Raw genomic sequence first — 24,398 nt, forward strand, 5'->3', positions numbered from 1 at the left:
TTCGTTGATAAGAGGGAATCTGTAAACTAGTGAGGAAGTCAAAAGATTACTAATTTCGGTTATTGGAAAGTGAACAGGGCTCCGTTGTCAGCTTTGCTTTCTTAATTTCTTAATTCATGCAAACTTTTTCAAGACTCATTCGTATGTATTGATAGGAGGTGCAGCATTTTGAGTCTATTGACTGTTGATATTGTTCAAGCTGGATACGAAAAAGAGCAAGCAATTATTAAAGATATTAAATTTTCACTGGAAAAAGGTGAGCTAATCGGGCTCATCGGTCCGAATGGAGCTGGAAAAAGCACTACGATAAAGTCGATTCTTGGCCTTATGGAATACTTGCAAGGGGAAGCGACCTTTCAACTACCAGAAAAATATTCCTATATTCCCGAGCGACCGATTTTTTATGATGAAATGACTTTGTGGGAGCATCTGGATTTTGTTGCAGCAGTTGAAGAACTAGCTGAGCAAGAATATCAAATGAAAGTGAACGAGCTCCTTCGTTTGTATAAATTACATGAGGCCGCCCATCAATTGCCGGCAACTTTTTCAAAAGGAATGCAGCAAAAAGCGATGCTTATTCTCGCTCAAGTTACGAAGCCTGCTGTTTACATAATCGATGAACCATTTATTGGTTTAGATCCAAGTGCAGTGAAGCTCCTCCTCGCCTCTCTTGAGGAAGAAAGACAACGTGGGGCTGGGATTATAATGTCTACACATGTATTGGACACGGCGGAAAAGGTTTGTGATCGCTTTCTCCTCATTAATAACGGGAGACTCGAAGCATCAGGGACATTAGTGGAAATACAGGAGCAGTGCGGACTTGTAGGTGGCTCACTATTTGACTGCTTTCATAAAATTGCAGAGGAAACAGAATGATGAACAGCTTCAAAATTTTCCGTCACCGCTTATTTCAAAATTGGTATTATCAGATTAAAATCTTTCGTCAAATAGCTGATTGGACAATTTGGCTCTATCTCATCATTCCTGCTATTGTCGCGTTCATCGTTATTTATCGCTCTTGGTGGATAGAAGGAGCCCCTACGTGGATTCAATGGATGCCAATAGAGTTATTTTTTGTAGCAGGTTATTTATTTACTTGGCTAGGTACATACCGAACTTATGTTGATGGTGCAGATAAGGTTTTTTTAGTAAAGAAAAGGGAATTGTTTTACGGATTAAAAAAATGGGGATTTCGTTATTCAGTGCTGTTTCAGGCACTTTCTACTTTACTTACAATTGCTCTTTTGCTTCCTTTTATCATTCAACATTATCAGTTAACATCGATTCATGTCGGTTCATATTTTTTGTTTTTATTATCGATCAAGTACATGATCATGTATATTAAGTTTCATATTAAAAAGATTGAAGGAAAATGGGTTAGAATCTTTTTAACAATTGGATTTTTTATCGTTGTAAGTTGGGGAGCTCAGGCACTTTCTCGCCTTTGGGAAAATCATTCATTAATGATGATGTTGTTCGCTGTTGTGATTGGGAGTGCGGCCCTTCTTCTTTACTTTCCGTTATTAAAGAAGAATTCCGCGTTGGAAGCCGAATTATTAATTGAAAATGAAGAGAAGCAGAAGCTTGTTAATATGATCTTTCAAATGTCCTATGATATTGAAAAAACGAAGGTGATCACAAGAAAACGACCATGGTTGTTTCGAAATTCACGACGTATTTTTAAGAACAGAACGGCAGTTAATGGGTTTGTTGAATTGTTTGTCAAAGTGTTTATCCGCAATAGCTCCCATATTATGACTTATTTTCAAATTTGTTCAGTTACGATAGCGGCTGTTCTAATTATTCCACCATTATGGATTAAGTGTATCATCTTAGGTGGATTTTTATTGATGATGTGGAGTTGGTTGGCTGGTCTTTGGGAGAGAATTATTTTATCTCATCCCTTTACAAAAAAATATCAAGAGCATGATGCGTATTTTGCTGCTAGAAAGCGAACAATTACGGTATTGTATGTAGTAGCGATCATAATCGTTGCGATTCCCATTACTATAGGCTTGCTCGCATTTAACTTTTTAGGAACTTGAGGAGGGATTAAATTGGATTGGATGAAAGAAGTGCAAGCACGAAAACAGTCACTTATTGAGGATACACAAAATTTATTGAAAATCAAAAGTTTATTAGATGAGGACAGTGCAACGGAAGATGCACCGCTTGGTCAAGGGGTTAAGGAAGCATTGCAGTTCATGCTTGAGCTTGGGGAGAAAGATGGGTTCATTGCTAAAAATGTGGATAATTTAGCAGGACATCTTGAGTTTGGACAGGGGGATGAGCTAATCGGAATCCTTTGCCATGTCGATGTTGTTCCAGAAGGAGACGGATGGACGAGTGATCCATTTGGTGCTGACATTCGAGATGGAAAGATTTTCGCCCGTGGAGCAATTGACGATAAAGGCCCAACAATGGCTGCTTACTATGCCATGAAAATTGTGAAAGAATTAAAATTGCCGCTAACCAAAAGGATACGTATGATTATTGGAACTGATGAAGAAAGCAATTGGCGCTGTGTTGATCATTATTTTAAGCATGAGGAAATGCCGACATGTGGATTTGCTCCAGATGCTGATTTTCCAATCATTTATGCTGAGAAAGGAATTGCTGACTATGATCTCGTACAAAAGCCACTCTCAACAAATGAGAAAGTAGGAAATGAATTGCTTTCTTTTGAATCAGGGAGACGATACAATATGGTTCCTGATTATGCCAAAGCGGTTATTACTATTTCTGGAAATCCTGCACCAATAATCAGTTCCTTTGAAGATTTTTTAAAGGACAACGATGTGACAGGTAAGCATACGAATACAAAGGAAGGTTTGCTGTTTGAATTGGAAGGAATTTCTGCTCACGGGATGGAACCAGATAAAGGGAAAAACGCAGGTCTTATGTTAGCAAAATTTCTTTCAAGTCTCGAGCTCGATAAGCAAGCTGCTGCTTTTGTTCATTTTGTTTCTGCTTATTTTTATCAAGATTCTCGTGGACGTGCATTGGGAATTGCCTATTCTGATGACATTACGGGAGATTTAACGATCAATGTCGGCAAATTAAGTTATGATCTAGAAAATGGCGGCAGATTGGGTCTTAATATGCGCTATCCAGTTACAACAAACTTGGAAGAAACCATCGTTAAGTTGGAAGCGAAGTTGACTGTTGAAGGATTCAAGATCGATAATTTTTCCGATTCGAAGCCGCATCATGTGGACGAGCAGGACTTCTTAGTACATACATTAAAAAAGGTTTATGAGGAACAGACAGGAGAGAAAGCAGAGCTTCTTGCGATCGGTGGTGGTACCTATGCCCGGTCGTTGAAATCGGGTGTTGCATTTGGTCCGCTTTTTCCGGGAAGACCGGATATTGCGCACCAAAAGGACGAGTACATGATTATCGAAGATTTACTTAAGGCAACCGCTATTTATGCGCACGCCATTTATGAGCTTGCCAAATAAAAAGAAGCTGATAGAACCTTAAGATGCACAGGGGCTATCCAATAAGCTTCTAAAATAAAGGAAGTGGGGTAAAACGGTTCACTTACTCCACTTCCTTTTATATTTTTTCATGAATACTTAAAATATGCTGACGGACAGCTGCTACGTTTAGGACAACTCATGACAAAACCTAAACTCGGGCCTACGTCTTGTTGACACTCGAAATGGAAATGGGTCAGTTTCGGAGCAAGCGGCTTCCCATAATTTTGGCTCGGAACCTCCCCAAAGCTCATCTAATGAAGAATATTTTGGGGGAGTTCCGAAGCTCGTTGTTATCTGTATGCTCTCTCAAAAATTTGTGGGAAATGGATTTTGAGAAGTCGATTTTTTTATTGTTCAAAACGGAATAAATCGCTTGATAAATATCTTTCTCCTGTGTCACAGGCAATACAGACGATTGCAGTACCAGGCTCTAAAGTTTTTGCTACTTCTAGGGCTGCAAAGCAGGCGGCGCCAGATGATGGTCCAACAAGAATACCTTCCTTGCTTGCAAGGAGACGGGTAATTTTATAAGCATCATCATCGGTAATTTGGTGAATCTTATCATATACCTCTTGATTCAATGTGTTTGGAATGAAGCCAGGGCTTGTTCCAACAAGCTTATGTCTTCCCGGTTTTCCACCCGATAGTACGGGTGAACCCGCTGGTTCGACGACATGTACCTGCATATTTTTATAATGCTCTTTGAGAACTTCTCCTGTTCCCGTAATTGTACCACCTGTTCCTGCGGTGGCAACAAATGCTTTGAGCGGTTTTCCAATCTCTTTCATCGCATCAATGATTTCCAAAGCAGTTGAATGTCGATGGGCATCAGGGTTTGCTTCATTGTCAAATTGCATGGGAATGAAGCTGTTTGGAATTTCTGCTGCCAATTCCTCCGCTTTTTTTATCGAGCCTGGCATCTTTTCATCACCAGGAGTAAGCACAACCTCCGCACCATATGCTTTTAAAATATTGATCCGTTCTTTGGTCATTGTATCAGGCATGACGAGAATCGCTTTATAACCTTTTGCGGCAGCATTCATTGCTAAGCCAATGCCTGTATTCCCACTCGTTGGCTCAATAATAGTTGCTCCTTTTTTCAGCAACCCTTTTTTCTCTGCCGCAACTATCATATTATAAGCAGCTCTATCTTTTACACTACGACTGGGGTTATAAAACTCCAATTTTAAATACACATCTACCCCATTTTCAGGAGCAAGGCGATTTAATTTTACCATTGGGGTATCGCCGATTAAATCAGCAATATTTTCTACGAATTTCATCAAATCTTCCTCTCTCAAATCGATCATGATTCCATCACTGTCTATTATGAACGAATTTCTCCCTTATCATATCGAAAACATACTATTCCGGGCAACTGGGTTGATTATCATTTTTTAGGTGGTTATGATGAAAAGAATAGAAAATACATTTAATGTTTCAAAGAAAGGACGATATAATGGAAAGAACCCCACATTTTTTTTACGCTTTAAAGCTTCCGCAAGATGCGAAGGCATTTTTGATGCGAACTTCTGATCGGTTACGGAATGAACTGCCTTTTAATCGCTGGGTGCACGAAGAGGACTATCACATTACTTTAGCCTTTTTAGGAAGCGCCACTAAGGAACAGCTTGAAGCATCGTTAACTAATGTTGCAAGGGAACTTACCATACATTCCCCTTTTTCCTTAACGATTCAAGACTTTGGAGTGTTTGGTAAGGGCGATTCTCCGAGAATTTTCTGGGCGCGGTTAGAAAAAGAAGAAAAGCTGCTGCAACTGCGAAATTCAGTATATCAATCATGTATACAGGCGGGATTCAAACTTGAAACAAGAGAGTTTCAACCACATATAACTCTCGCGCGAAAATGGCAGGGTGAACAACCTTTTTCGAAAGTATTTTTAACAGGAAACGTCCCTTTTACATTTCAAGCAAATGAAATCGTTTTATACGAAACACATGTAGAACAGACTCCTAAATATGAAATAAAGGAATCTTTCTTTTTAAATAAGCTTTGTTAAATAGAATCGTTGGTAAAACGATTTTTGGCTTATTTCGTATGAAACTTTGGTTTCATGGAATCAGAGAAAATGAGCCAAAAATCAACACCGACATATAACAAAAACTTAAAATAGGATAATATTGCTTTAGAAGTAAGGATGGTAAAAATGGGTCAGTTAATAAAGTTACAAGACTATGTTTCAAGATATGAGCAAGATATTTTCTTATACCCCTCCCGGTTTGTCAGCTTGAAAACGCAGCAATGGGATAAATTGAAGAACGCATGGGAGAATGGTGAAATTCCGCTGGAACGCGAGGAAGAGCCGTTAGTTCCGGAATGGTATGAAGAGGAGAAAGAACCTTTTTTTAATCGGATAAAAGGCTTTTTAAAGAGAGAAAAAGAAGTGGAAAAGGAAGTGCTTGAGGAGCAAGAGACTCCGGTCAGCTCATTTTCATTTACGCCAACACTGGCGATACAACCAGGTACATTGGAGGATTTAAAAAGAAGCTTTTTGGAACAGCTTTTTACCTTCCAATTAAAATGGGCCAGCACAACGTTAGCGGAGCAATCGTTTGTAAGCAAGAGCTATTATCATAATGAGCGCTTGAAGTATTTTTTACAAAGGTTTCCGGATACAGTCCTTGTCTTGTTTCATCCTATTTTTCTTTTAAAAACCGCACCAGTGGAAGTGGAAATTATTCTCATAACCCCAACGGATGTTTGGTGTATCACTTTTTTAGAGGAAGAAGAGCGGGCGGTCTTTGTCGGTTCCAATGATCACTTCTGGATTAAACGTAATCAGGAGCAAGAACAAAAAGTTTTGAATCCTTTACTAGCACTAAACCGAACTGAAAAAGTAACGAAAAACATTTTAAGTCGATATGGAATTGAGTTGCCGATTCATAAGGTGGTTTTAACCCGCAATGGCTATATCGATTATCCATCTGCCCCGTATGATACGAAGTTTATTGAGAGAAGAAATTATGAAAAATGGTTTCAGACGATGAGAAAGCAGCGTTCACCATTAAAGCATATTCAATTAAAAGCAGCCCAGGCATTGCTAAATTATTGTCAAACCACTAGTGTTCGCAGGCCGGAGTGGGAAATAGAATCAGAACAAGAATAATCAGGAAAATGTAGGTTGAGTAAATGAACAGCATCCATTTTATCATTAATCCTCAAGCAAAGAATGGTTACTCCATGAAAGTGTGGAAAAAGGTTCAGAAACAGCTTACTTTAGAGCAAATTCCTTTTCATGCAGCGTTTACAGAATATCGAGGGCATGCTGCAGAAATTGTCGGAGCGTTGCTTAATGGTACAGATGCTGAAGATTTGGTTATGATTGTTACAATTGGTGGTGACGGCACCTTACATGAGGTTATTAATGGTGCCGCTAATGCTCGTAATGCCATGATTGGCATGATCCCAGCAGGTTCGGGCAATGATTTTAGAAGAGGATACGGTATTCCTAAAAATCCGCTTGCGGCATTGCAGTTTATTTCAGAACGGGCCAAAACCCGACCTTTCCTTGCTGATATCGGTGAAATCAAAAATGAACAGGGCGATGTCACGTACTTTATCAATAATATGGGTGTCGGATTTGATGCTTTAATAACGAAGGTGGCCAACTCTTCACGTCTTAAAAGATTTTTAAATCAATTTCATTTAGGCAATTTAGTGTATGCATACTTTGTTATGAAAAAAATATTTTCTTTTCAATGCAGTGATGTGAATATTGTGATTGATGGAAAAAAGCTCCATTATAAGAAAGCTTGGTTTGTGACCGTTTCAAATCAGCCTTATTATGGAGGGGGGATGAAAATCTCTCCGCAGGCTGATGTTGGCGATGGTCTGTTGAATGTAACGATTGTACAAAACCTCTCTAGGCTGAAGTTTTTCCTTGTTTTTATTACCGTGTTTTGGGGAGGACATACAAAGTTTAAAGAAGTAAAAGAATTGGTTGGTAAACAACTTACAGTTCAATCGAGATCCCCGTTTTATGCCCATGCAGATGGAGAATACATTGGGGAAAGCCCCATGCAGATTACTGTTCATCATCAAGCAATGCCATTGCTAACAAAAAAAGTAGATTGAGAGAGTTATAGATTGCTTTGGTAATGAAGAGTAACAAAAATAGGAATGGTTGAATTTTCACAGGGGACTTGACGGAAATTGGTATTTGGAGATAAAATTTAAAGGATTAATGATTTATGCTAAATTGAAATGAATGGTGTAAAGTTAAAAACAATTGTTTTTCAATTAGCTTTCATTTATGATGAAGCTTGCACAAGATAGCTATTGTAGATTCGTATCAGTAGCTGTCTTTTTTATTCGTACTGAACTTGTAATACGTTTTATTACTTAATTAATTTCATAATGATCGGCATTATGAAGTCAATTTACTGAAGGTGAACAATTTTGGAACACTTATTTGGACAAGAATGGGAAATTGTCCCTGCTGGAGGGGCAACGGGTGAAGCGTTTTTTGCACAACATGAAGAACAGCGGCTTTTCTTAAAGCGAAACTCCTCACCGTTTCTGGCCGTCTTATCAGCAGAAGGAATTGTTCCAAAGCTTATTTGGACAAAGAGATTGGAGAGCGGGGATGTTATAACTGCTCAGCAATGGTTAGAGGGTAGAGAATTGAAGCCGCCCGAAATGATCGGGGAGAGAGTTGCAAAGTTACTGCAAAAAATACATGGTTCTGATCCTCTTCTTGGCATGCTGCGACGAATGGGGAAAAACCCGTTGCAGCCAAGTTATCTTCTGGAATCAGTAGAAAAAGCTTTGGATCAAGAGCTTCTTTGGCATCCTGTCGTTCATTCATCATTGCAATTTTTGCAGAAGGAGCTTCCTAATATTCCATCTAATCTTCAGGTTGTTTGTCATGGCGATGTCAACCACAACAACTGGTTGTTGACAAAAGACAATCAATTATATTTAATCGATTGGGATGGAGCGATGATTGGTGATCCTGCTCTTGATTTAAGCATGCTTCTTTATTGGTATATTCCGGAGAAGCAATGGCAGGATTGGGTTCGTCTTTATGGAATTACACTCAATGATCACTTGCGCTTACGGTTGAAATGGTATTTTATTGCTCAAACCTTGTCGACTGTTCAGTGGTCAAAAAACAAGGAAAGAACGGAAGAAGTTGAAAAATGGCTTGCGGTTATTCATGATATATTAGGCAATGTTGTCTAATAAGTTCATTTTTCAGTAAATATCGCGACATTAAAAACCCAAGAATGTTGATTTTCGAGCATTCTTGGGTTTAACTGTTTTTCTGGCTGAACATGATACGGACTTTTCACTATATGAGTTGGTCCAACCTACTCTGCCGCTTTAAGAAATGCACGGTCGGTGAATGAGACAGAATCAATTAATAATTTTTTGGCTTTAAGCTTTGTTATATATCCGTGTTGATTTTTGCTCATTTTCACCTTTCATTTCATGGAATCAGAGGACCTTTCAACATAGCTGAAAAGGATGTGAAACCTTGATTTCATACGAAATTAGCGCATACAATATTGGTTCATAATGCCTTTTTTAGAAAGAAACTGCTTACGAAAAAGTTTCGACTTCGTTTACCCACTGGGATAATTGCTGTTGATGCGATTCGATATGGTTATCTAAATTGCTTGCGTTAATTCCATTTTGGCTGTAGTGGTAAATTTGTTCAAGCACTTCGTTGTCCACATTTGAAGCGGTCATTAATGATTTTACTAGTCGTTCTAATTGTTCGAGCTCTGCGATAGACCCGCAGCAATCAACTTGATGATTGCTTAATATATCTTTCAGTAATTGAAGCTGATCTTGTTGATTTAATGGCACCTTGTCCACCCTTTCGACAAATCCAAATTTATTAAGGAATTCACATCTAGCATGTGAATTCCTTTTCTTGTTTATTCACTGTAGCGGCTTGTTGCATACTATTTTTACTTGCGTGAAGTCCTTCTTAATGATATTGTTTGTACGAATATTTATTTTAGATTTTAGGGGTGTCCAAATGCGTTTACGAAATAAACCATGGGCGAGAGAAATGTTGGATTCACATCCACAGCATGTTATCTCTTCACCAGAACAATATAAAGGAAATTGGAAGGCGGTATTTGAAAAGGAACAACCGCTTCATATTGAAGTTGGAACTGGAAAGGGTCGTTTTATTACGGAAATGGCAAAGGCTCATCCAGATATTAATTATATTGGGATTGAGCTATATGAGAGTGTCATTGTTTCTGCACTTGATCGTTTAATTGCAGCTGATATCCCGAACCTTAAGCTTTTAAATGTTAATGGTGAAAAATTAACCGAGTACTTTGCGAAGGGTGATGTTAGTCGCGTGTATTTAAATTTTTCTGATCCTTGGCCCAAAACTCGTCATGCAAAGAGACGTTTAACGTATAAAAGCTTTTTAAAGCTCTATGAAGAAATTCTTGTCGACAATGGCGAGATTCATTTTAAAACAGATAATCAAGGACTGTTTGAATTTTCGCTGATGAGCTTTTCAGAGTATGGATTATTATTAAAATATGTAAGTCTTGATCTTCATAATAGTGATTTTGAGGGTAATATTATGACCGAGTACGAAGAGAAGTTCTCACAAAAAGGCAGTCGTATATATAGATGTGAGGTTCAATATCGCTAAGTCATGTTGTTTCTTTGGTTATAGACGATTGCAATAGCGTACAAAATTTATCATATATATGGGGGCCGTCCCTTTGAAGCTGTTCCCATTGGAAGGAACAGCTTTTTCTTCTATTTGGCTTTGTGATATGACCGTGTTGATTTTAGGTTCATTTTCTTTCTGAAACCAAGGTTTCAAACGAAATGGACCTGAATTCGCCATTCCGGATATTTGATAATACTCTCTTTCACGGTTGTGGGTAAATTGTTGCCACCCGCCGCGAAAAAGTCTGTACCTTGATGGGTATGATTGCTAGCAGATGACTCTCTTAGGAACAATTCGAAGGGGCTGGAATAGCTTGTCTAAGGTTGAAGTTTTCTAAATATTAAACAAATGGTAAGATATTTTGTAAGGGAGGGAATTAAATGGAAACGTTACAAATTGGAGAATATACATTGACATGGCTTCGTGGAGGAGTTACGCATCTTGACGGTGGTGCAATGTTTGGCGTAGTTCCGAAACCGTTATGGGCTAAGAAGTATCCCCATAATGAAAATAACCAAATTCCATTGAGAACAGATCCGATTTTAATTCAAGGAAATGGTGAAACCTTTTTAATTGAATCAGGAATTGGTGTAGGAAAGTTAACAGATAAACAAAAAAGGAATTTTGGCGTTACGGAAGAATCATCAATAGAGTGGTCATTAAAGAAACTGGGGATGACAACAGCAGATATTGATTATGTGCTCATGACCCATATGCATTATGATCATGCCAATGGATTAACGAAACGGAATGATGAAGAATTTGTTTCTGTTTTTCCAAACAGTAAGATTATTACATCTAAAGTCGAATGGGATGAAATGAGGGCACCGAATATCCGTTCAAGGAATACATATTGGAAAGAAAACTGGCAACCAATTCAAGAACAAGTACAAACATTTGAGAACGAGTGGAAGTACGGTCCAATCAGAATGGTTCATACGGGCGGACATAGTGACGGCCATTCGATTATCATCCTTCAAGATGGGGGAGAGACGGCACTGCATATGGCTGATATTATGCCAACCCATGCTCATCAAAATGTTCTATGGGTCATGGCTTATGATGATTATCCAATGATTTCCATACATGCAAAAGAAAAATGGCTTGAATTTGGCTTATCACAAAAGGCTTGGTTTACTTTTTATCATGATGCTATTTATCGGGCAGTAAAATGGAATGGAGAAAATGAATTAGTTGCAACAGTCAAAAGAGCAGAGTAAGCGCATTTTAAAAAGGTTGTTATGTCCCCGCTGGCGAGAAGCTTGCATCTATTTGTGGGAATAATACTTTTGTTCATCGTAATAAAAAAAGATCAGAGACAAGTGAAGAAATGGCGCATTATTTCACTTGTCTTTTTGTATCGGAATAGTTAAGTCTAAACGAGTTGTACCGTCTCAATAATACTCCCAGTTGCAGCGTCAGCAATGAATTCATATTGCTCCATGCTCTCCTCTGTAAATCGGGAGATTCCACCTTTGTAGACGGTATAACTTAAATTTTGTTTTTCATAAGGCTCTGTTTTCATTTGAATCCATGAGCCGCTAATCGGCCCAGATTGTTTAAATAGTTCCTTGGCATTGGCTAATGCCTTTTCAGGAGATACATAGGCATTTGCATCTAAAATTTGCTTTGCAGCGAATCCACTTACAACTCCCACGCTAAGTCCTAAGAAGAAAGATTTCCAATTCAATGATAGGCCTCCTCTCAAAAAAGTGCTCTTTAACCATCATATCATCAACACAGATAAATTAAAAAGCATTCCCTTTAGAGATTTTCATCCCTTTTTTTATTAAACGAAGTACGGGAGGTGGTAAGTCGAAAGAGACTTCTGTAAAATAAAAGGTATACACTCAATTTCACGATGGCGAAAAAGTGATATCAAGGTGATTGTTATTGCGTGAATTTACATAACATGGAGAAGAGGTCGAAACGATGAACGAAAACACGAAGGCTTTATTTAAAACATTAACCGAATTGCCAGGTGCTCCTGGTAATGAGCATATGGTACGCAAATTTATGAAAGAACAGTTGTCTAAATACAGTGATGCAATAGTTCAAGACAAGCTAGGTGGAGTATTCGGGGTAAGAAAAGGGAACGGTCCTACTGTTATGGTAGCAGGACATATGGATGAAGTTGGTTTTATGGTAACGGCTATTACTGACAATGGAATGCTTCGTTTTCAAACATTAGGAGGTTGGTGGAGCCAAGTTTTATTAGCACAGCGTGTGCAGATTATCACGGATCACGGACCTGTTATCGGTGTTATCGGTTCTATTCCTCCCCATCTGTTAGATGAAGCGAAGCGAAATAAGCCGATGGAAATGAATAATATGCTGATTGATATTGGTGCAGATGATAAAGAAGATGCAATCAAAATCGGCATTAAGCCGGGACAACAAATTGTGCCAATTTGTCCTTTTACTCCAATGGCAAATGAGAAAAAGATTATGGCAAAATCTTGGGATAATCGCTATGGCTGTGGATTGTCCATTGAGTTACTTGAAGCGCTTAAGGACGAAGAACTGCCCAACACGCTTTATTCTGGGGCAACTGTTCAAGAAGAGGTCGGCCTCAGAGGGGCGCAAACAGCCGCAACGATGATTAAACCGGATATCTTCTTTGCATTAGATGCAAGTCCGGCAAATGATATGACAGGTGATAAAAAGGAATTTGGCCAATTAGGGAAGGGAACGTTATTAAGAATTTTGGATCGTTCCATGGTTACCCACCGCGGGATGAGAGAATTTATTCTTGATACTGCTGAGCAAAACAAGATTCCTTATCAATATTTCGTGTCTCCAGGAGGAACGGATGCAGGTCGTGTTCATTTGACAAATGAAGGGGTTCCAAGTGCAGTAGTGGGAATTTGTTCACGTTATATTCATACCCACGCCTCCATTATTCATGTGGATGACTATGCAGCGGCAAAGGAATTATTGATTAAGTTAGTGATATCATGCGATCAAACGACAGTAGCTACCATAAAAGAAAATAGTTAACCTTCACAGGTGAAGACGATTTTTTGAAAGAAGGACGAACAGCTATGAAAGTAGTAATCGGTACAAAAAATCCAGCAAAAATAAAGGCGGTGCAATCTGCTTTTGCAGGGTACGAGGTACAGTTTGAAATGCTGGACACAGATTCAGGCGTTAAGGCTCAGCCTTTTTCAGATGAAGAAACGATTAGAGGTGCAATAAATCGTGCTTCAGCAGCCTTGAAAGAGGGGAAAGGGGATATTGGCATTGGTCTCGAAGGAGGCGTACAAGAGCATGGAGATCAACTTTTTCTGTGCAATTGGGGGGCGTTAGCTGTTCATGGACAGTCCCCTTTTATTGCTGGTGGGGCAAGAATCCCGCTTCCTAAAGAGGTTGCTGCGCGCTTAAGAAATGGTGAGGAACTGGGGCCTGTTATGGACGAGTACACAAAAAAAGAGAATATTCGCAAGCAAGAAGGAGCAATAGGTATTTTTTCGAGTGGTAGAGTCAATCGCTCAGAAATGTTTTCCCATGTTATGATGCTTCTGCTAGGTCAATACGAGTTTAGCAAAAAGAAAAAGGGTTGAGTTCGTGTCGCTAAGCATTTAATATGGCTATTCTTGTGCTGTGCTTTAATCAAGGAGGAAAAAAGGTATGAAAAATCACGATAAAGCATTGTTGCTTTTTGTGATGGCGCTCATTTTTCTTGCAGGCTGCTCCGCTTCTTTTGAAGAAGAGCAGACAAAAGCGAGTGAAGCAGTTGAGGAAGCATTTAAAGGGGCAGCGAACAAAAGAAATCAAGAAAATAAAGAAATTCAATATCATTTGCCATTTGGCTTCGAGGTGAAAGAGGAATCGGCCAATAATATCATTTTAAAAAACGGGGCAAAGACCTATATTTTATTTTATAATCTTCAAGAAGATGCGAGCAGTGAGGTAGTTTTAAACGCTACATTGCAACAAAAGGAATTTGATTTGGACGAGCGTTTTACAGAAGAAGGAAAATTGGGTTATTTGCTTGTAAAAAGATTGAATGAAAAAGAAAATGAAGTGACCGTCGGAATTGGCGGAGTAAAGATTACAAGTGAAGTTAAGACAAAGAATCTAGCTGCTGAAGCAGAAGCGATGATGCACATCGCTAACTCTGTTCACTTTAAAAGTTAGAAAAAGCCATGCCATCGTCAGCACCCAAGCTGAAAATGGCACGGCTTTTTTTGTGTAAGAAATAAGGATTTCGTAGTTCGTGTTTACATTTACTGTTGGGAGAACAGGAATCGGCAATTTGTAAGATTCATAATAGCTCTCTCGTATGGAATAATAAAAAAGTAGTTCCCTTTTATTTCAGTAAAGGCTAAAATAGGTATCATATACAAGTGTCTTGACAGGTGTGTATGATAGGAGAGGGGACAGGAAGAATGAGAGAACATTTATATAAAAAAGGAATCAGTCTATCACCGAAAGTTTATTTTATTGATGCTTTGAGCTACATGGCTCTTGGGCTTTTCTCATCGCTGATCATTGGTTTAATAATCCATACTGTTGGAGAGCAGCTCCATATAACTTTTTTGACCGATATGGGAGCATTAGCTATGGGTCTTATGGGACCGGCTATTGGAGTAGCTGTCGCATATGGTTTAGGCGCTCCTCCACTCGTCATTTTTGCAGCAATTGTGAGCGGAGCAGCAGGGGCTTCTTTAGGAGGAGGACCAGCAGGAAGCTTTGTAGCAGCTGTCATTTCAACAGAAGTTGGTAAATTAGTGAGTAAGGAAACAAAAATTGATATTATCGTCACTCCACTAGTGACAATAGTAGCGGGCTATATTACCGCTTATTTTGTTGGGCCAGTAGTCGATTCGTTTATGAAGGGTTTAGGAAATTTAATTATGTGGGGAACGGAGCAAAGACCTGTTATGATGGGGGTCATTGTTGCTGTTTTGATGGGGCTAGCTCTGACAGCACCGATCTCTAGTGCTGCAATTGCTTTAATGCTTGATTTAAATGGACTGGCAGCAGGAGCAGCGACGATTGGTTGTGCAGCGCAAATGATTGGTTTTGCAGTAAGTGGCTATCGTGAGAACAAATGGAGTGGTCTGGTCGCAGTTGGAATAGGCACCTCAATGCTGTTGGTTCCCAATATTATAAGAAATCCAAGGATTTTAATTCCTCCAACGATCGCAGGAGCGATTTTAGCCCCCATTGGGACGACTGTTCTGATATTACATAATAATGCAGCAGGAGCGGGAATGGGGACTAGTGGCTTCGTAGGTCAAATTATGACCTTTACAACGATGGGCTTCGGTGCTGATGTGATTATGAAAGTCCTCTTGCTGCATATAATTGGACCTGCAATCATTAGCTTGTTAATATCAGAGTATATGAGAAAAAAAGGTTGGATAAAAGCAGGTGACCTGTTTATCCAAACAGAAGGAGCAAAAAGATGAAAAAGCTAGAAAGTTTAGAGCAATTTGAACAATTCCGTAATGAAGGAAAACATATTTTCATGTTTTCAGCTGATTGGTGTCCTGATTGTCGATTCATTGACCCATTTTTGCCAGAAATTGAGGAAAAGTACAAGGATTACACGTTTATTTATGTGGATCGCGATCAGTTTATTGATTTATGCGCACAAGTGGATGTTTTCGGCATCCCAAGTTTTATCGCCTATGGGGACGGAAAAGAACTTGGCCGTTTTGTCAGTAAAGATCGAAAAACAAAAGAAGAAATTGAACAGTTTATCGAAGAGCTTGCGTAAATTGAACGTGAGCATTGGATAACTTGAAACCTCCATCTTTGAGATGGAGGCCTTTTTATTGTAAAATAAATGAGATTGGGATTTAAAAGACTCCTAAATCTGGGGAGGAATAGAAGTTGAAAATGGACAGTATTAAAATGAAAAGAGAACTAGAAAAAAGACTGCAAAGTCCTGAACGGACGTTTACTTATGATAAAAAGAATGACCAATTAAGAATCGAAAATAAAAAAACAGGAAAAGGGATTACAATTTCCCTTCCTGGAATCGTCGGAAAGTGGGAAGAACAGAAAGAGAAAGCAATTGATGCTGTCGTTTATTATGTTGAAGAAGGACTTTCTGCGATGGTTGAACCGCTTTCACTTGAAGGCCATGAAAAACGAATTTTCCCTGTGATTCGCTCAACATCGTTTCCTACCGTTTCTGCAGACGACGTGGAACTGTTGTATGATGAACATACTGCAGAAACGAGAATCTATTATGCCCTTGATTTAGATAAGACGTACCGTTTAATTGATCAGAAGCTAATTGACAAAGAAGGCTGGGAGAAAAATCGCCTAAAAGAGATTGCGTTATTTAATGTGCGGTCATTACCAACTGATTTGAAACGAGATGTAGTAGCTGGAAATATTTATTATTTTTTAAATAAAAATGATGGATATGATGCCAGCCGCATTTTAAATGAATCATTTTTGAAAGAAATGGAGCAGCAAGTGTCAGGGACGATGGCGGTAGCAGTGCCCCATCAAGACGTGCTCATTATTGCCGATATTCAAAATGATACAGGCTATGATATTTTAGCGCAGATGACGATGAGCTTTTTTGCAAGTGGCAGGGTTCCGATTACAGCTCTTTCCTTTTTATATGAAAATGGGGAATTAGAACCGATTTTTATTTTAGGGAAAAATAAGGAGAAAGAATAATGGTTAAAAAGGGTTCGACTGAGGAGACAGCGACCCTTTTTTCTTTATTTAGTGTGCGCGTGAGGGCTCTGAAAAATTTAAAGGAAATTTTAAACATTAAGCAGGTAATTCGAACCTTTCCTTCATATTTGTCTCGAATTTTTTATTTTTATTGCTAAAATAAAAATAGGAGTTATACTAAGATGTTGATATTTCGATTCTGATACTTAAGAAAATCAACAAATCTTCCAAACTATTTTTTTGATATTAGGATTAGAAAGAGTGATTTATTTTGAGTTGGTTTAAAAAACTATTTCATTTTTTTAAAAGTGAGGAAGATGAATACATAGATGAACACGTCCCCACTAAAAATGAGGGAAATCGAGAAGTGGATGCTAAAGTAATTTATCAATATCCTAAGGGCCAATTTCGCTTTCCTTTAATTCCAGATGAGGAACGGAAAGAAATAAGAAAAAGCGATGGAAAGAGAAATGCTCCCCGCAAACCAGCGGGTACACGAAGGGAAACACGGCGAAATTCAGCGGTTGGAAATGTTGAAACTACTCGGGTGAACCATGATCGAGTGCAAAAGAAAAGCTCACCTTCAAATCGGCCGTTTCGTCCAACCGAAATCCCTTCACCCATTTATGGTTTCGAAAAGCATCCGAAAAGGACCGCTCCAGTTGAATTTGAATTAGAAGGCTTTTCAGCACCTCAACGGATAGAAGCGGGAGCGATTGCAGCAAAACAAGAGGACGCGAAAAAAGAATCAAGAGAGTCAATAGAAAAACCGATTGAAAATAATGAAGAAGTGAATGATCAACAAAAACGGGAAGCCAGTTTAAAGCGGGAAGAGACTGTCGACATAAATACCGAAATATTTAAAGATGAGGAAATAAGCATACAAGAAAAAGTCCAGCAGTTTGCGGACAATGAGTTAGCTGAACAATCGGAGCTTTCTCCAAGCAGCGCTGATGAAGAGAGTGAGGAGCTTTCTTTTACAGAGGAAGTTGAAACGGACGACGAGTTCGCCGAAGAAGAAATAGAAAAAGCAATCGAAGTAGAAATCGAAGAGGAAACGGAAAAAGAAACCGAAGAAGATTCTTGCAAGGAAGCAAAAGCACCTGAACCCAAGAGAAGATCTCATCTTCCTTTCAATGTCATTATGTTAAAAGAGGATAAGCGAAAGCTTGCGGAACGGGCTGCGATAGCAGAGGAAGCAGCAAGCTCAATTCGTGAGGTTAGCGCAAGCGTTGAGCAAGAAATACATGAGAAAGAGGATATGAATGAAGAGTATTATGTCTTCCCTTCATTTGAGCTGTTAAAGCCTCCTGTTTTTAAAAACATTGATCGGGAATGGCTGGAACTTCAGGAACAACAGTTAAATGAAACGCTTTTTCATTTTAATGTAAGAGCAAGTGTGGTCAACGTCACTCAAGGTCCATCAGTGACGAGGTTTGAGGTTCACCCCGAGCCGGGGGTGAAAGTAAATAAAATCACCAATCTTGCTGATGATATTAAGCTTAGTTTGGCAGCGAAAGATATTCGGATGGAAGCGCCGATCCCTGGAACGCATATGATCGGAGTGGAGGTGCCAAATGAAACGAGCCGCCCTGTGTTCATTAGTGAGATTATTGGAAGTGATGAATTTGCAGCTTCCACATCACCTTTAACAGCAGTGTTAGGTCTTGATATATCAGGGAAACCAATTGTTACAGATTTAAGGAAAATGCCTCATGGATTAATTGCTGGGGCAACGGGTTCAGGGAAAAGTGTTTGTATCAACTCGATTCTCGTTAGTTTATTATATAAAGCGAATCCTAATGAAGTGAAACTATTGCTAATTGATCCAAAAATGGTTGAGCTTGCGCCATATAATCAAATTCCGCATCTTGTAAGTCCTGTTATCACGGATGTGAAGGCAGCTACAGCCGCGCTTAAATGGGCTGTTGAGGAGATGGAGAGACGTTATGAGCTATTCGCTCATGCTGGGGTTCGTGATATTACCCGATTTAATGAGATAGCTGAGGAAGAACAAAATTATGCTGTAAAGCTTCCTTATATCGTCATTATTATAGATGAACTAGCAGATTTAATGATGATGTCCCCAGCAGAAGTTGAGGAAGCGATTTGCCGTATTGCACAAAAGGCCCGGGCGTGTGGGATCCATTTAATCATTGCGACACAGCGACCATCGGTTGATGTTATTACAGGGTTAATAAAGGCAAATGTTCCAACAAGAATCGCTTTTTCTGTTTCTTCGCAAATTGATTCTAGAACAATCATTGATATTAGCGGGGCGGAAAGGTTGCTTGGTCGTGGAGATATGCTATTTTTAGAAAATGGTTCATCTAAACCAGTCCGTCTGCAAGGGACTTATGTTTCCGACGCAGAAATCGACTCGATCGTTGCCCATGTACGAAGAGAGCAAAAGCCGCAATATTTGTTCGAACAAGAGGAATTATTGCGAAAAGCAGTTGTCACCGAGGAAGAGGATGAGCTGTTTTACGAAGCATGTGAATTCATTGTTGAACAAGGTGGAGCATCGACTTCAAGCCTCCAGCGTAAATTTAAGATCGGTTATAACCGCGCAGCAAGGCTGATTGATATGATGGAGGAACAGGGATTGATATCAGAAGCACGTGGAAGTAAACCGAGAGATGTATTAATTACCGAATCTGAGCTTGAATTACTGCAAGAGGAATAGTTGAAAAACAATGGCTCTTTTCTGCAGGTACTTTCTATCTTTGTCTATGTTTGAGAATAGAGCCTTTGTTTTATAATAAAGAAAAAAGCTCCTGTCGGATAGACGACGAAAAGAACTCCCTTTTGTTCCATAGTTTTTATGAACAATTGGTGCTATAATATTCAACATGAGTTTGTTGAATATACATAAATACTAGCATGATTCTATATGGACAGATTGGGATATTTTCAGGTACACCCTAATAAATGAAGCAAAATTTAGTCATACTCATATACTGATTTACAGAATGGTTCTTTTTAACAATTGTGTTGTTACATGATGATGGTTCACTCCGACTAAAAGGGTAGGTGCTTCCGTCTTCGTTCATGCCATTCCAGCAGAAAGGTCGCTGGTTTATGGACGATATTGTACAGCATGACGGTGAATAAAGAGGAACAATCTCATAGCGATTAAAGCGAACCAAGTTTAGAAAATGATAGGTTCGTTTATCATTTTGAAGTAAATTCCTGAGTATATATTAATGGCAACTTTGTAACTGCTGTTTAAACAATTGAACAGCCTTACAGGTAGAAGATGGTTGGAGGTTCTTATATGACAATTTACCACTTTGTAGGGATAAAGGGATCAGGAATGAGTGCTCTTGCACAAATTCTCCATGATATGAATTTAGAAGTTCAAGGTTCAGATTATGAAAAGCGATTTTTTACACAAAAAGCACTTGAGGATGCCGGGATCAAAATTCTTCCTTTTCAAGAGGATAATATTAAGCCGGGTATGACGATTATTGCCGGAAATGCTTTTCCAGATACGCATGAGGAAATTGTCAGAGCAATGGAATTAGGTTTGCCGGTGATACGTTATCACCGTTTCTTAGGACAATTTATGCAAAGCTTTACGAGCGTTGGTGTTACAGGCGCCCATGGCAAAACATCCACAACTGGATTACTTGCCCATGTGATGAGTGGCGCAAAACCAACATCGTTTTTGATTGGAGATGGAACAGGGAAAGGCAATAAAGAAGCTGAATTCTTCGTATTTGAGGCTTGTGAATATCGCCGCCATTTCTTATCTTATTTTCCTGACTACTGCATCATGACAAATATTGATTTTGATCATCCTGACTATTTCGCCAATATCGAGGATGTTTTTTCTGCGTTTCAAGAAATGGCGGTTCAAGTCAAAAAAGGAATCATTGCTTGCGGTGATGATGAACAGTTGCAAAAAATACAAGCAAAGGTACCAGTGCTTTTCTACGGATTTGGAGAAGAAAACGATTTTCAAGCTAGAAATGTGGAAACAACAAAAGAGGGCACTACTTTCGATGTTTTTATTCGCAACACCTTTTATGATACTTTTTCCATCCCCACCTTTGGTGATCACAATATTTTGAATGCACTTGCTGTTATTACCTTATGTCACTATGAAGAAATTGATGCGGATGTTGTGAAGGAGCAATTGCTTACATTCAAAGGTGTGAAGCGTCGCTTTACAGAAAAAACAATTGGTACGCAAATATTAATTGATGATTACGCCCATCATCCAACGGAAATCAGAGCAACCATTAATTCAGCGAGGAAAAAATATCCAGATAAAAAAATAGTAGCTGTCTTCCAGCCACATACATTTACAAGAACACAAACGTTTTTAAATGAATTTGCGGAAAGCTTAAATTTGTCGGACAAAACCTTTTTATGTGAAATCTTCGGTTCGGCGAGGGAAAATCATGGTCAGCTATCCATTGAAGACTTAAGAGGAATTATTCCAGACGCTGAAATTATTAATGAGGATGAAACAGCCGTTTTGAGTGAATATGACGATAGCGTCATTATCTTTATGGGTGCTGGTGATATTCAAAAATTCCAAAGTGCTTATGAAAAAAGTTTAGTTTAGGAAAAAGGAAAGCTGATTTAAGAAATTCTAAATCAGCTTTTTATTGCGTTAATATCGGTGTTTTGGTTTATTTTGTGTAAACCCTGGTTTCACACAGGATAATCGTTTGAGCGACAATTTTTTTACGAAGCGATTATAGAGGAAGGTAAAGTTTCACTTCCGAAATGGTTTACTTGAAAAGCTTTGAGCTTCTTGATCGCTTAGGTTTGATCCTAATGTTAGTCGATCTGTGGCGTTAAGCTATTTCAAGTTTTCTGGATTTAATGATTCAAGTTCAGGGAGAACAAAGCGACCGTCTTTTCGAACTAAGACGTCGTCAAAGTATATTTCTCCGCCGCCATACTCCTGTCTTTGGATATTGACCATATCCCAGTGAATATTAGAATGATTGCCATTAAAGGCATCATCATAGCATTGACCTGGGGTAAAATGGAAGCTTCCGTCTATTTTTTCATCAAATAAAATATCTTGCATTGGATGTAAAATATACGGATTTACACCAATGGCAAATTCCCCAATATATCGGGCTCCTTCATCTGTATCAAAAATTTGGTTAATTCGATTTGTATCATTGGATGTAGCCTCAATAATTTTTCCGTCTTTAAATGTAAGCTTCACGTTTTCAAATGTGAAGCCTTGGTAAGGGGAAGGAGTATTATACGTGATAACTCCATTAACAGAGTCGCGCACAGGTGCTGTATAGACTTCTCCATCTGGAATATTCATTTGCCCAGAACATTTAATCGCTGGAATATCCTTAATTGAGAAGGTCAGGTCTGTGCCTGGTCCAGTAATGCGAACCTTATCGGTTTTATTCATTAGTTCCACAAGATTGTCCATCGCTTGATCCATTTTTCCATAATCCAAGTTGCACACTTTAAAGTAGAAATCTTCAAACCCTTCTGTACTCATTTTGGCAAGCTGAGCCATTGAAGATGTTGGATAACGAAGAACAACCCATTTTGTTTTAGGAACACGAATATCACTATGAACCTTTTTTCCAATCGTAGAGCCAAAGATTTTCTTTTTGCCATCTGGAACATCGACTAATTCATTGATGTTGTCACCTGATCGTAATCCTATGTATGCATCCATTTTGCTCATGACATTTGCTTCAAAATCTGCGATCAGATTAAATTGATCTTCGCTGGCACCGAGAAGAAGAGAGCGATCAACAATATAGTCTTTTAATAATACAAAAGGGTAGCCACCAGCTTTATATGCTTCATCTACGAGAGCTGTAACGAGCTCGCGTTGTAATCCAAAATTTTCGATCAGTACCTTTTCGCCTTTTTGTAATTTTATAGAGTAGTTAATCAGATTTTTAGCTAATGTTCCAATTCGTGGATCTTTCAAAGTTAATCCCCCCGTTTTGTTTTGGTATTTGCCGGCGTTTAATTTAAACGCTGGGAAATCATATCTATTTTACCCTTTTTTATCCCTTTTGTTATAAGAATTAGCAAATTCCTAAATAAATTCCATTCATCATACCTGAAACAAGCTCACTTTTATGTTAAGATTTTCTTATAGAGGGAATAGATAGAACAGAAGACAGATGGATGCTAGTGGAGGTGCTCCTTTTTGGAAATTATTCTTTACTTAAGTGCAGCAATCGCTGCAATTGCTTTTTTAATTTTAGTCCTTTTTATTGGGAGGACATTGAAATCGTTGCAAGTAACGTTGGATAGTGTATCTAAAACGTTGACAGGTTTAGAGCAACAGTTAGAAGGGGTAACAAGGGAAACAACGGAATTATTAACGAAGACGAATGGGCTGGCCGAGGATCTCCAGAAAAAATCAGAGAGCCTTAATGGGGTTGTTGATGCGGTCAAAGATGTGGGGAGCTCGATAAAAAAATTTGGTGGATCATTACAAAATGTCACTTCATCTTTTGACAGGCAAGTTGAGCAAAATAAAGATAAGGTTTCACAAGTTATTCAGTGGGGACAAGTACTTCTTGAATTAAGGGAGAAATGGGCGGCAAAGAAAGCAAAGTCTGAACCGATTTCTGAAGAGAAGCTGGTGAGGGTAAGGGAAAGGGACAACTAAACTCTAGGAGGTTTTTAATGATGTCAAGCAACGAAAATCAACAAAATGAGAAGATGGATAACGGGATAAATACAAAAGATTTTCTAATCGGGGCTTTCATCGGAGGAATTGTTGGCGCTGCAGCTGCGCTATTCCTCACTCCAAAGTCTGGGAAAGAGATAAGAAGTAATTTATCAGAACAAGCCCACACAATTAAAGTAAAAACAGATCAGTTTCGAGAAACAGCGGTAACGAAAGGATCAGAATTAGCTGAGGCTGCAAAAGAAAAGACGAGTGCGATTGGACAATCGGTGTCCAAACAATCAAATCAATTCATCAGTAAGGTGAAAGGATTAAAAATTGCGAACACTAATGAAACAAATCAAAGTGAAATGGTTTCTGAAGGTGGGCAAACTGATATTCAAATGAAATTAGAAGAAACAAAAAAAGCGTTTGATGAAACGGAACATCAATTAAATCATTAAAATGGTTGCTTATGTTGGAGGAAAGGAAATGGAAAAATTGGAATCTGTTGCACAATTCGCTCGATTATTGGAAGAAAACCGTCGTTTTTTCCTATTAAAGCATTCATTAACATGCCCAATTAGCCAGGCGGCGTTCGAGGAATATGAAAGCTTTGCAAATGACTATGGAGAGATAGACTATTATTATTTGGCGGTGCAAGAGGCACGTCCATTATCGGATCATATTGCTGAAACATTTCATGTAAAACACGAGTCTCCGCAAGCGATTTTATTTAATCAAGAGAATGTTGCATGGCATGCATCACATTGGAAAATTACCGCGGAAACCTTAGCGAAAGCAGTAGAAAGCGAAATTTAGTCATTAACAAACTAAGTTTCACTAACAACAAGGAGAGGAAGAACAATGACTCATGTTTCTTCCCCTCTTTTATTTTTGGGCTATGTTTAGATGATTCTGATGATTTTTGGCTCAGTTCGTGAAAAACCTTTGTTTTTTCACTTTTGTG

24 protein-coding genes are annotated in these 24,398 nt (G+C 38.8%); 20 read left to right on the top strand and 4 right to left on the bottom strand.

The genetic code is table 11. From position 1 onward, the window contains the following. Positions 1–168 precede the first annotated feature (168 nt). The 3 genes from FCJ93_RS17545 to pepV are packed head-to-tail and all read left to right on the top strand — an operon-like array spanning position 169 to position 3,461. Positions 169–876 (top strand): ABC transporter ATP-binding protein, encoded by a 708-nt coding sequence (locus FCJ93_RS17545; protein WP_095312720.1) that lies wholly within the window; start codon positions 169–171, stop codon positions 874–876. Next, positions 876–2,045, top strand: a complete 1,170-nt coding sequence (locus FCJ93_RS17550; RefSeq protein WP_170211346.1) for an ABC transporter permease — start codon at positions 876–878, stop codon at positions 2,043–2,045. Before FCJ93_RS17545 ends, FCJ93_RS17550 begins: the two co-directional genes overlap by 1 nt. 21 nt (positions 2,046–2,066) lie before the next feature. After that, positions 2,067–3,461 carry a dipeptidase PepV gene (gene pepV, locus FCJ93_RS17555; protein ID WP_095312795.1) on the top strand — a complete coding sequence of 465 codons (1,395 nt, stop codon included), beginning with the start codon at positions 2,067–2,069 and terminating at the stop codon, positions 3,459–3,461. A 368-nt stretch (positions 3,462–3,829) separates the two neighbouring features. Here pepV and cysK read toward each other — a convergent pair whose 3' ends face one another. Then, positions 3,830–4,765 carry a cysteine synthase A gene (cysK, locus tag FCJ93_RS17560; protein WP_095312797.1) on the bottom strand — a complete coding sequence of 312 codons (936 nt, stop codon included), beginning with the start codon at positions 4,763–4,765 and terminating at the stop codon, positions 3,830–3,832. A gap of 176 nt (positions 4,766–4,941) precedes the next feature. Here cysK and thpR point away from each other — a divergent pair, with 176 nt between their 5' ends. The 4 genes from thpR (at position 4,942) to FCJ93_RS17580 (ending at position 8,687) form a co-directional block, all read left to right on the top strand. Beyond that, positions 4,942–5,502 carry an RNA 2',3'-cyclic phosphodiesterase gene (thpR, locus tag FCJ93_RS17565; RefSeq protein WP_095312798.1) on the top strand — a complete coding sequence of 187 codons (561 nt, stop codon included), beginning with the start codon at positions 4,942–4,944 and terminating at the stop codon, positions 5,500–5,502. A gap of 147 nt (positions 5,503–5,649) precedes the next feature. Next, a complete protein-coding gene (locus FCJ93_RS17570) occupies positions 5,650–6,609 on the top strand; it encodes a nuclease-related domain-containing protein (protein ID WP_095312724.1) in 960 nt (319 codons plus the stop codon). Between the two features lie 23 nt (positions 6,610–6,632). Further along, a complete protein-coding gene (locus FCJ93_RS17575; RefSeq protein WP_095312726.1) occupies positions 6,633–7,577 on the top strand; it encodes a diacylglycerol/lipid kinase family protein in 945 nt (314 codons plus the stop codon). A gap of 324 nt (positions 7,578–7,901) precedes the next feature. Beyond that, positions 7,902–8,687 carry a phosphotransferase family protein gene (locus tag FCJ93_RS17580; protein ID WP_095312729.1) on the top strand — a complete coding sequence of 262 codons (786 nt, stop codon included), beginning with the start codon at positions 7,902–7,904 and terminating at the stop codon, positions 8,685–8,687. Between the two features lie 360 nt (positions 8,688–9,047). Here FCJ93_RS17580 and FCJ93_RS17585 read toward each other — a convergent pair whose 3' ends face one another. Continuing rightward, positions 9,048–9,317, bottom strand: a complete 270-nt coding sequence (locus tag FCJ93_RS17585) for a YtzH-like family protein (protein WP_095312731.1) — start codon at positions 9,315–9,317, stop codon at positions 9,048–9,050. A gap of 175 nt (positions 9,318–9,492) precedes the next feature. On the opposite strand from FCJ93_RS17585, the gene trmB reads away from it, so the two are divergent. Beyond that, positions 9,493–10,131 carry a tRNA (guanosine(46)-N7)-methyltransferase TrmB gene (gene trmB, locus FCJ93_RS17590; RefSeq protein ID WP_095312733.1) on the top strand — a complete coding sequence of 213 codons (639 nt, stop codon included), beginning with the start codon at positions 9,493–9,495 and terminating at the stop codon, positions 10,129–10,131. A gap of 404 nt (positions 10,132–10,535) precedes the next feature. Next, positions 10,536–11,375 (top strand): YtnP family quorum-quenching lactonase, encoded by an 840-nt coding sequence (locus tag FCJ93_RS17595; protein ID WP_095312735.1) that lies wholly within the window; start codon positions 10,536–10,538, stop codon positions 11,373–11,375. A 155-nt stretch (positions 11,376–11,530) separates the two neighbouring features. Here FCJ93_RS17595 and FCJ93_RS17600 read toward each other — a convergent pair whose 3' ends face one another. After that, entirely contained in the window at positions 11,531–11,845 is a 315-nt protein-coding gene (locus FCJ93_RS17600) for a PepSY domain-containing protein (protein ID WP_095312737.1), read from the bottom strand. Between the two features lie 242 nt (positions 11,846–12,087). Here FCJ93_RS17600 and FCJ93_RS17605 point away from each other — a divergent pair, with 242 nt between their 5' ends. From FCJ93_RS17605 to murC, 8 genes are all read left to right on the top strand, one after another. Next, complete coding sequence (locus FCJ93_RS17605; RefSeq protein ID WP_137744292.1) at positions 12,088–13,155, top strand: M42 family metallopeptidase; 1,068 nt, start codon at positions 12,088–12,090, stop codon at positions 13,153–13,155. Between the two features lie 44 nt (positions 13,156–13,199). Next, entirely contained in the window at positions 13,200–13,718 is a 519-nt protein-coding gene (locus FCJ93_RS17610; protein WP_095312800.1) for a DUF84 family protein, read from the top strand. 67 nt (positions 13,719–13,785) lie between these two features. Further along, entirely contained in the window at positions 13,786–14,295 is a 510-nt protein-coding gene (locus tag FCJ93_RS17615) for a hypothetical protein (protein ID WP_095312741.1), read from the top strand. Positions 14,296–14,546: 251 nt separating this feature from the next. After that, positions 14,547–15,572 (top strand): PTS transporter subunit IIC, encoded by a 1,026-nt coding sequence (locus tag FCJ93_RS17620; RefSeq protein ID WP_137744293.1) that lies wholly within the window; start codon positions 14,547–14,549, stop codon positions 15,570–15,572. After that, on the top strand, positions 15,569–15,883 hold the full coding sequence (locus tag FCJ93_RS17625; RefSeq protein ID WP_095312745.1) for a thioredoxin family protein: 315 nt from the start codon (positions 15,569–15,571) through the stop codon (positions 15,881–15,883). Before FCJ93_RS17620 ends, FCJ93_RS17625 begins: the two co-directional genes overlap by 4 nt. A 122-nt stretch (positions 15,884–16,005) precedes the next feature. After that, positions 16,006–16,803, top strand: a complete 798-nt coding sequence (locus FCJ93_RS17630; RefSeq protein WP_137744316.1) for a DUF1444 domain-containing protein — start codon at positions 16,006–16,008, stop codon at positions 16,801–16,803. Between the two features lie 271 nt (positions 16,804–17,074). Beyond that, the gene (locus tag FCJ93_RS17635) at positions 17,075–19,489 is read left to right on the top strand and encodes a DNA translocase FtsK (protein ID WP_137744294.1); all 2,415 of its coding nucleotides are present in this window, start codon (positions 17,075–17,077) and stop codon (positions 19,487–19,489) included. A 591-nt stretch (positions 19,490–20,080) separates the two neighbouring features. After that, positions 20,081–21,379 carry a UDP-N-acetylmuramate--L-alanine ligase gene (gene murC, locus FCJ93_RS17640; protein WP_137744295.1) on the top strand — a complete coding sequence of 433 codons (1,299 nt, stop codon included), beginning with the start codon at positions 20,081–20,083 and terminating at the stop codon, positions 21,377–21,379. Positions 21,380–21,619: 240 nt separating this feature from the next. On the opposite strand, the gene FCJ93_RS17645 is transcribed toward murC, so the two are convergent. Beyond that, positions 21,620–22,735: an aminopeptidase gene (locus FCJ93_RS17645; RefSeq protein ID WP_095312751.1), complete on the bottom strand. Its 1,116-nt coding sequence runs from the start codon at positions 22,733–22,735 to the stop codon at positions 21,620–21,622. A 225-nt stretch (positions 22,736–22,960) separates the two neighbouring features. Here FCJ93_RS17645 and FCJ93_RS17650 point away from each other — a divergent pair, with 225 nt between their 5' ends. From FCJ93_RS17650 to ytxJ, 3 genes are read left to right on the top strand one after another with little or no spacing between them, the layout of a single operon-like run. Next, a complete protein-coding gene (locus FCJ93_RS17650; RefSeq protein WP_095312753.1) occupies positions 22,961–23,428 on the top strand; it encodes a DUF948 domain-containing protein in 468 nt (155 codons plus the stop codon). 17 nt (positions 23,429–23,445) lie between these two features. After that, entirely contained in the window at positions 23,446–23,892 is a 447-nt protein-coding gene (locus FCJ93_RS17655; protein ID WP_328592010.1) for a YtxH domain-containing protein, read from the top strand. A gap of 28 nt (positions 23,893–23,920) precedes the next feature. Further along, the gene (ytxJ, locus tag FCJ93_RS17660; protein WP_095312755.1) at positions 23,921–24,250 is read left to right on the top strand and encodes a bacillithiol system redox-active protein YtxJ; all 330 of its coding nucleotides are present in this window, start codon (positions 23,921–23,923) and stop codon (positions 24,248–24,250) included. Positions 24,251–24,398: the final 148 nt, after the last annotated feature.

This window comes from Robertmurraya siralis (assembly GCF_005502275.1).
GTDB lineage: Bacteria > Bacillota > Bacilli > Bacillales > Cytobacillaceae > Robertmurraya > Robertmurraya siralis.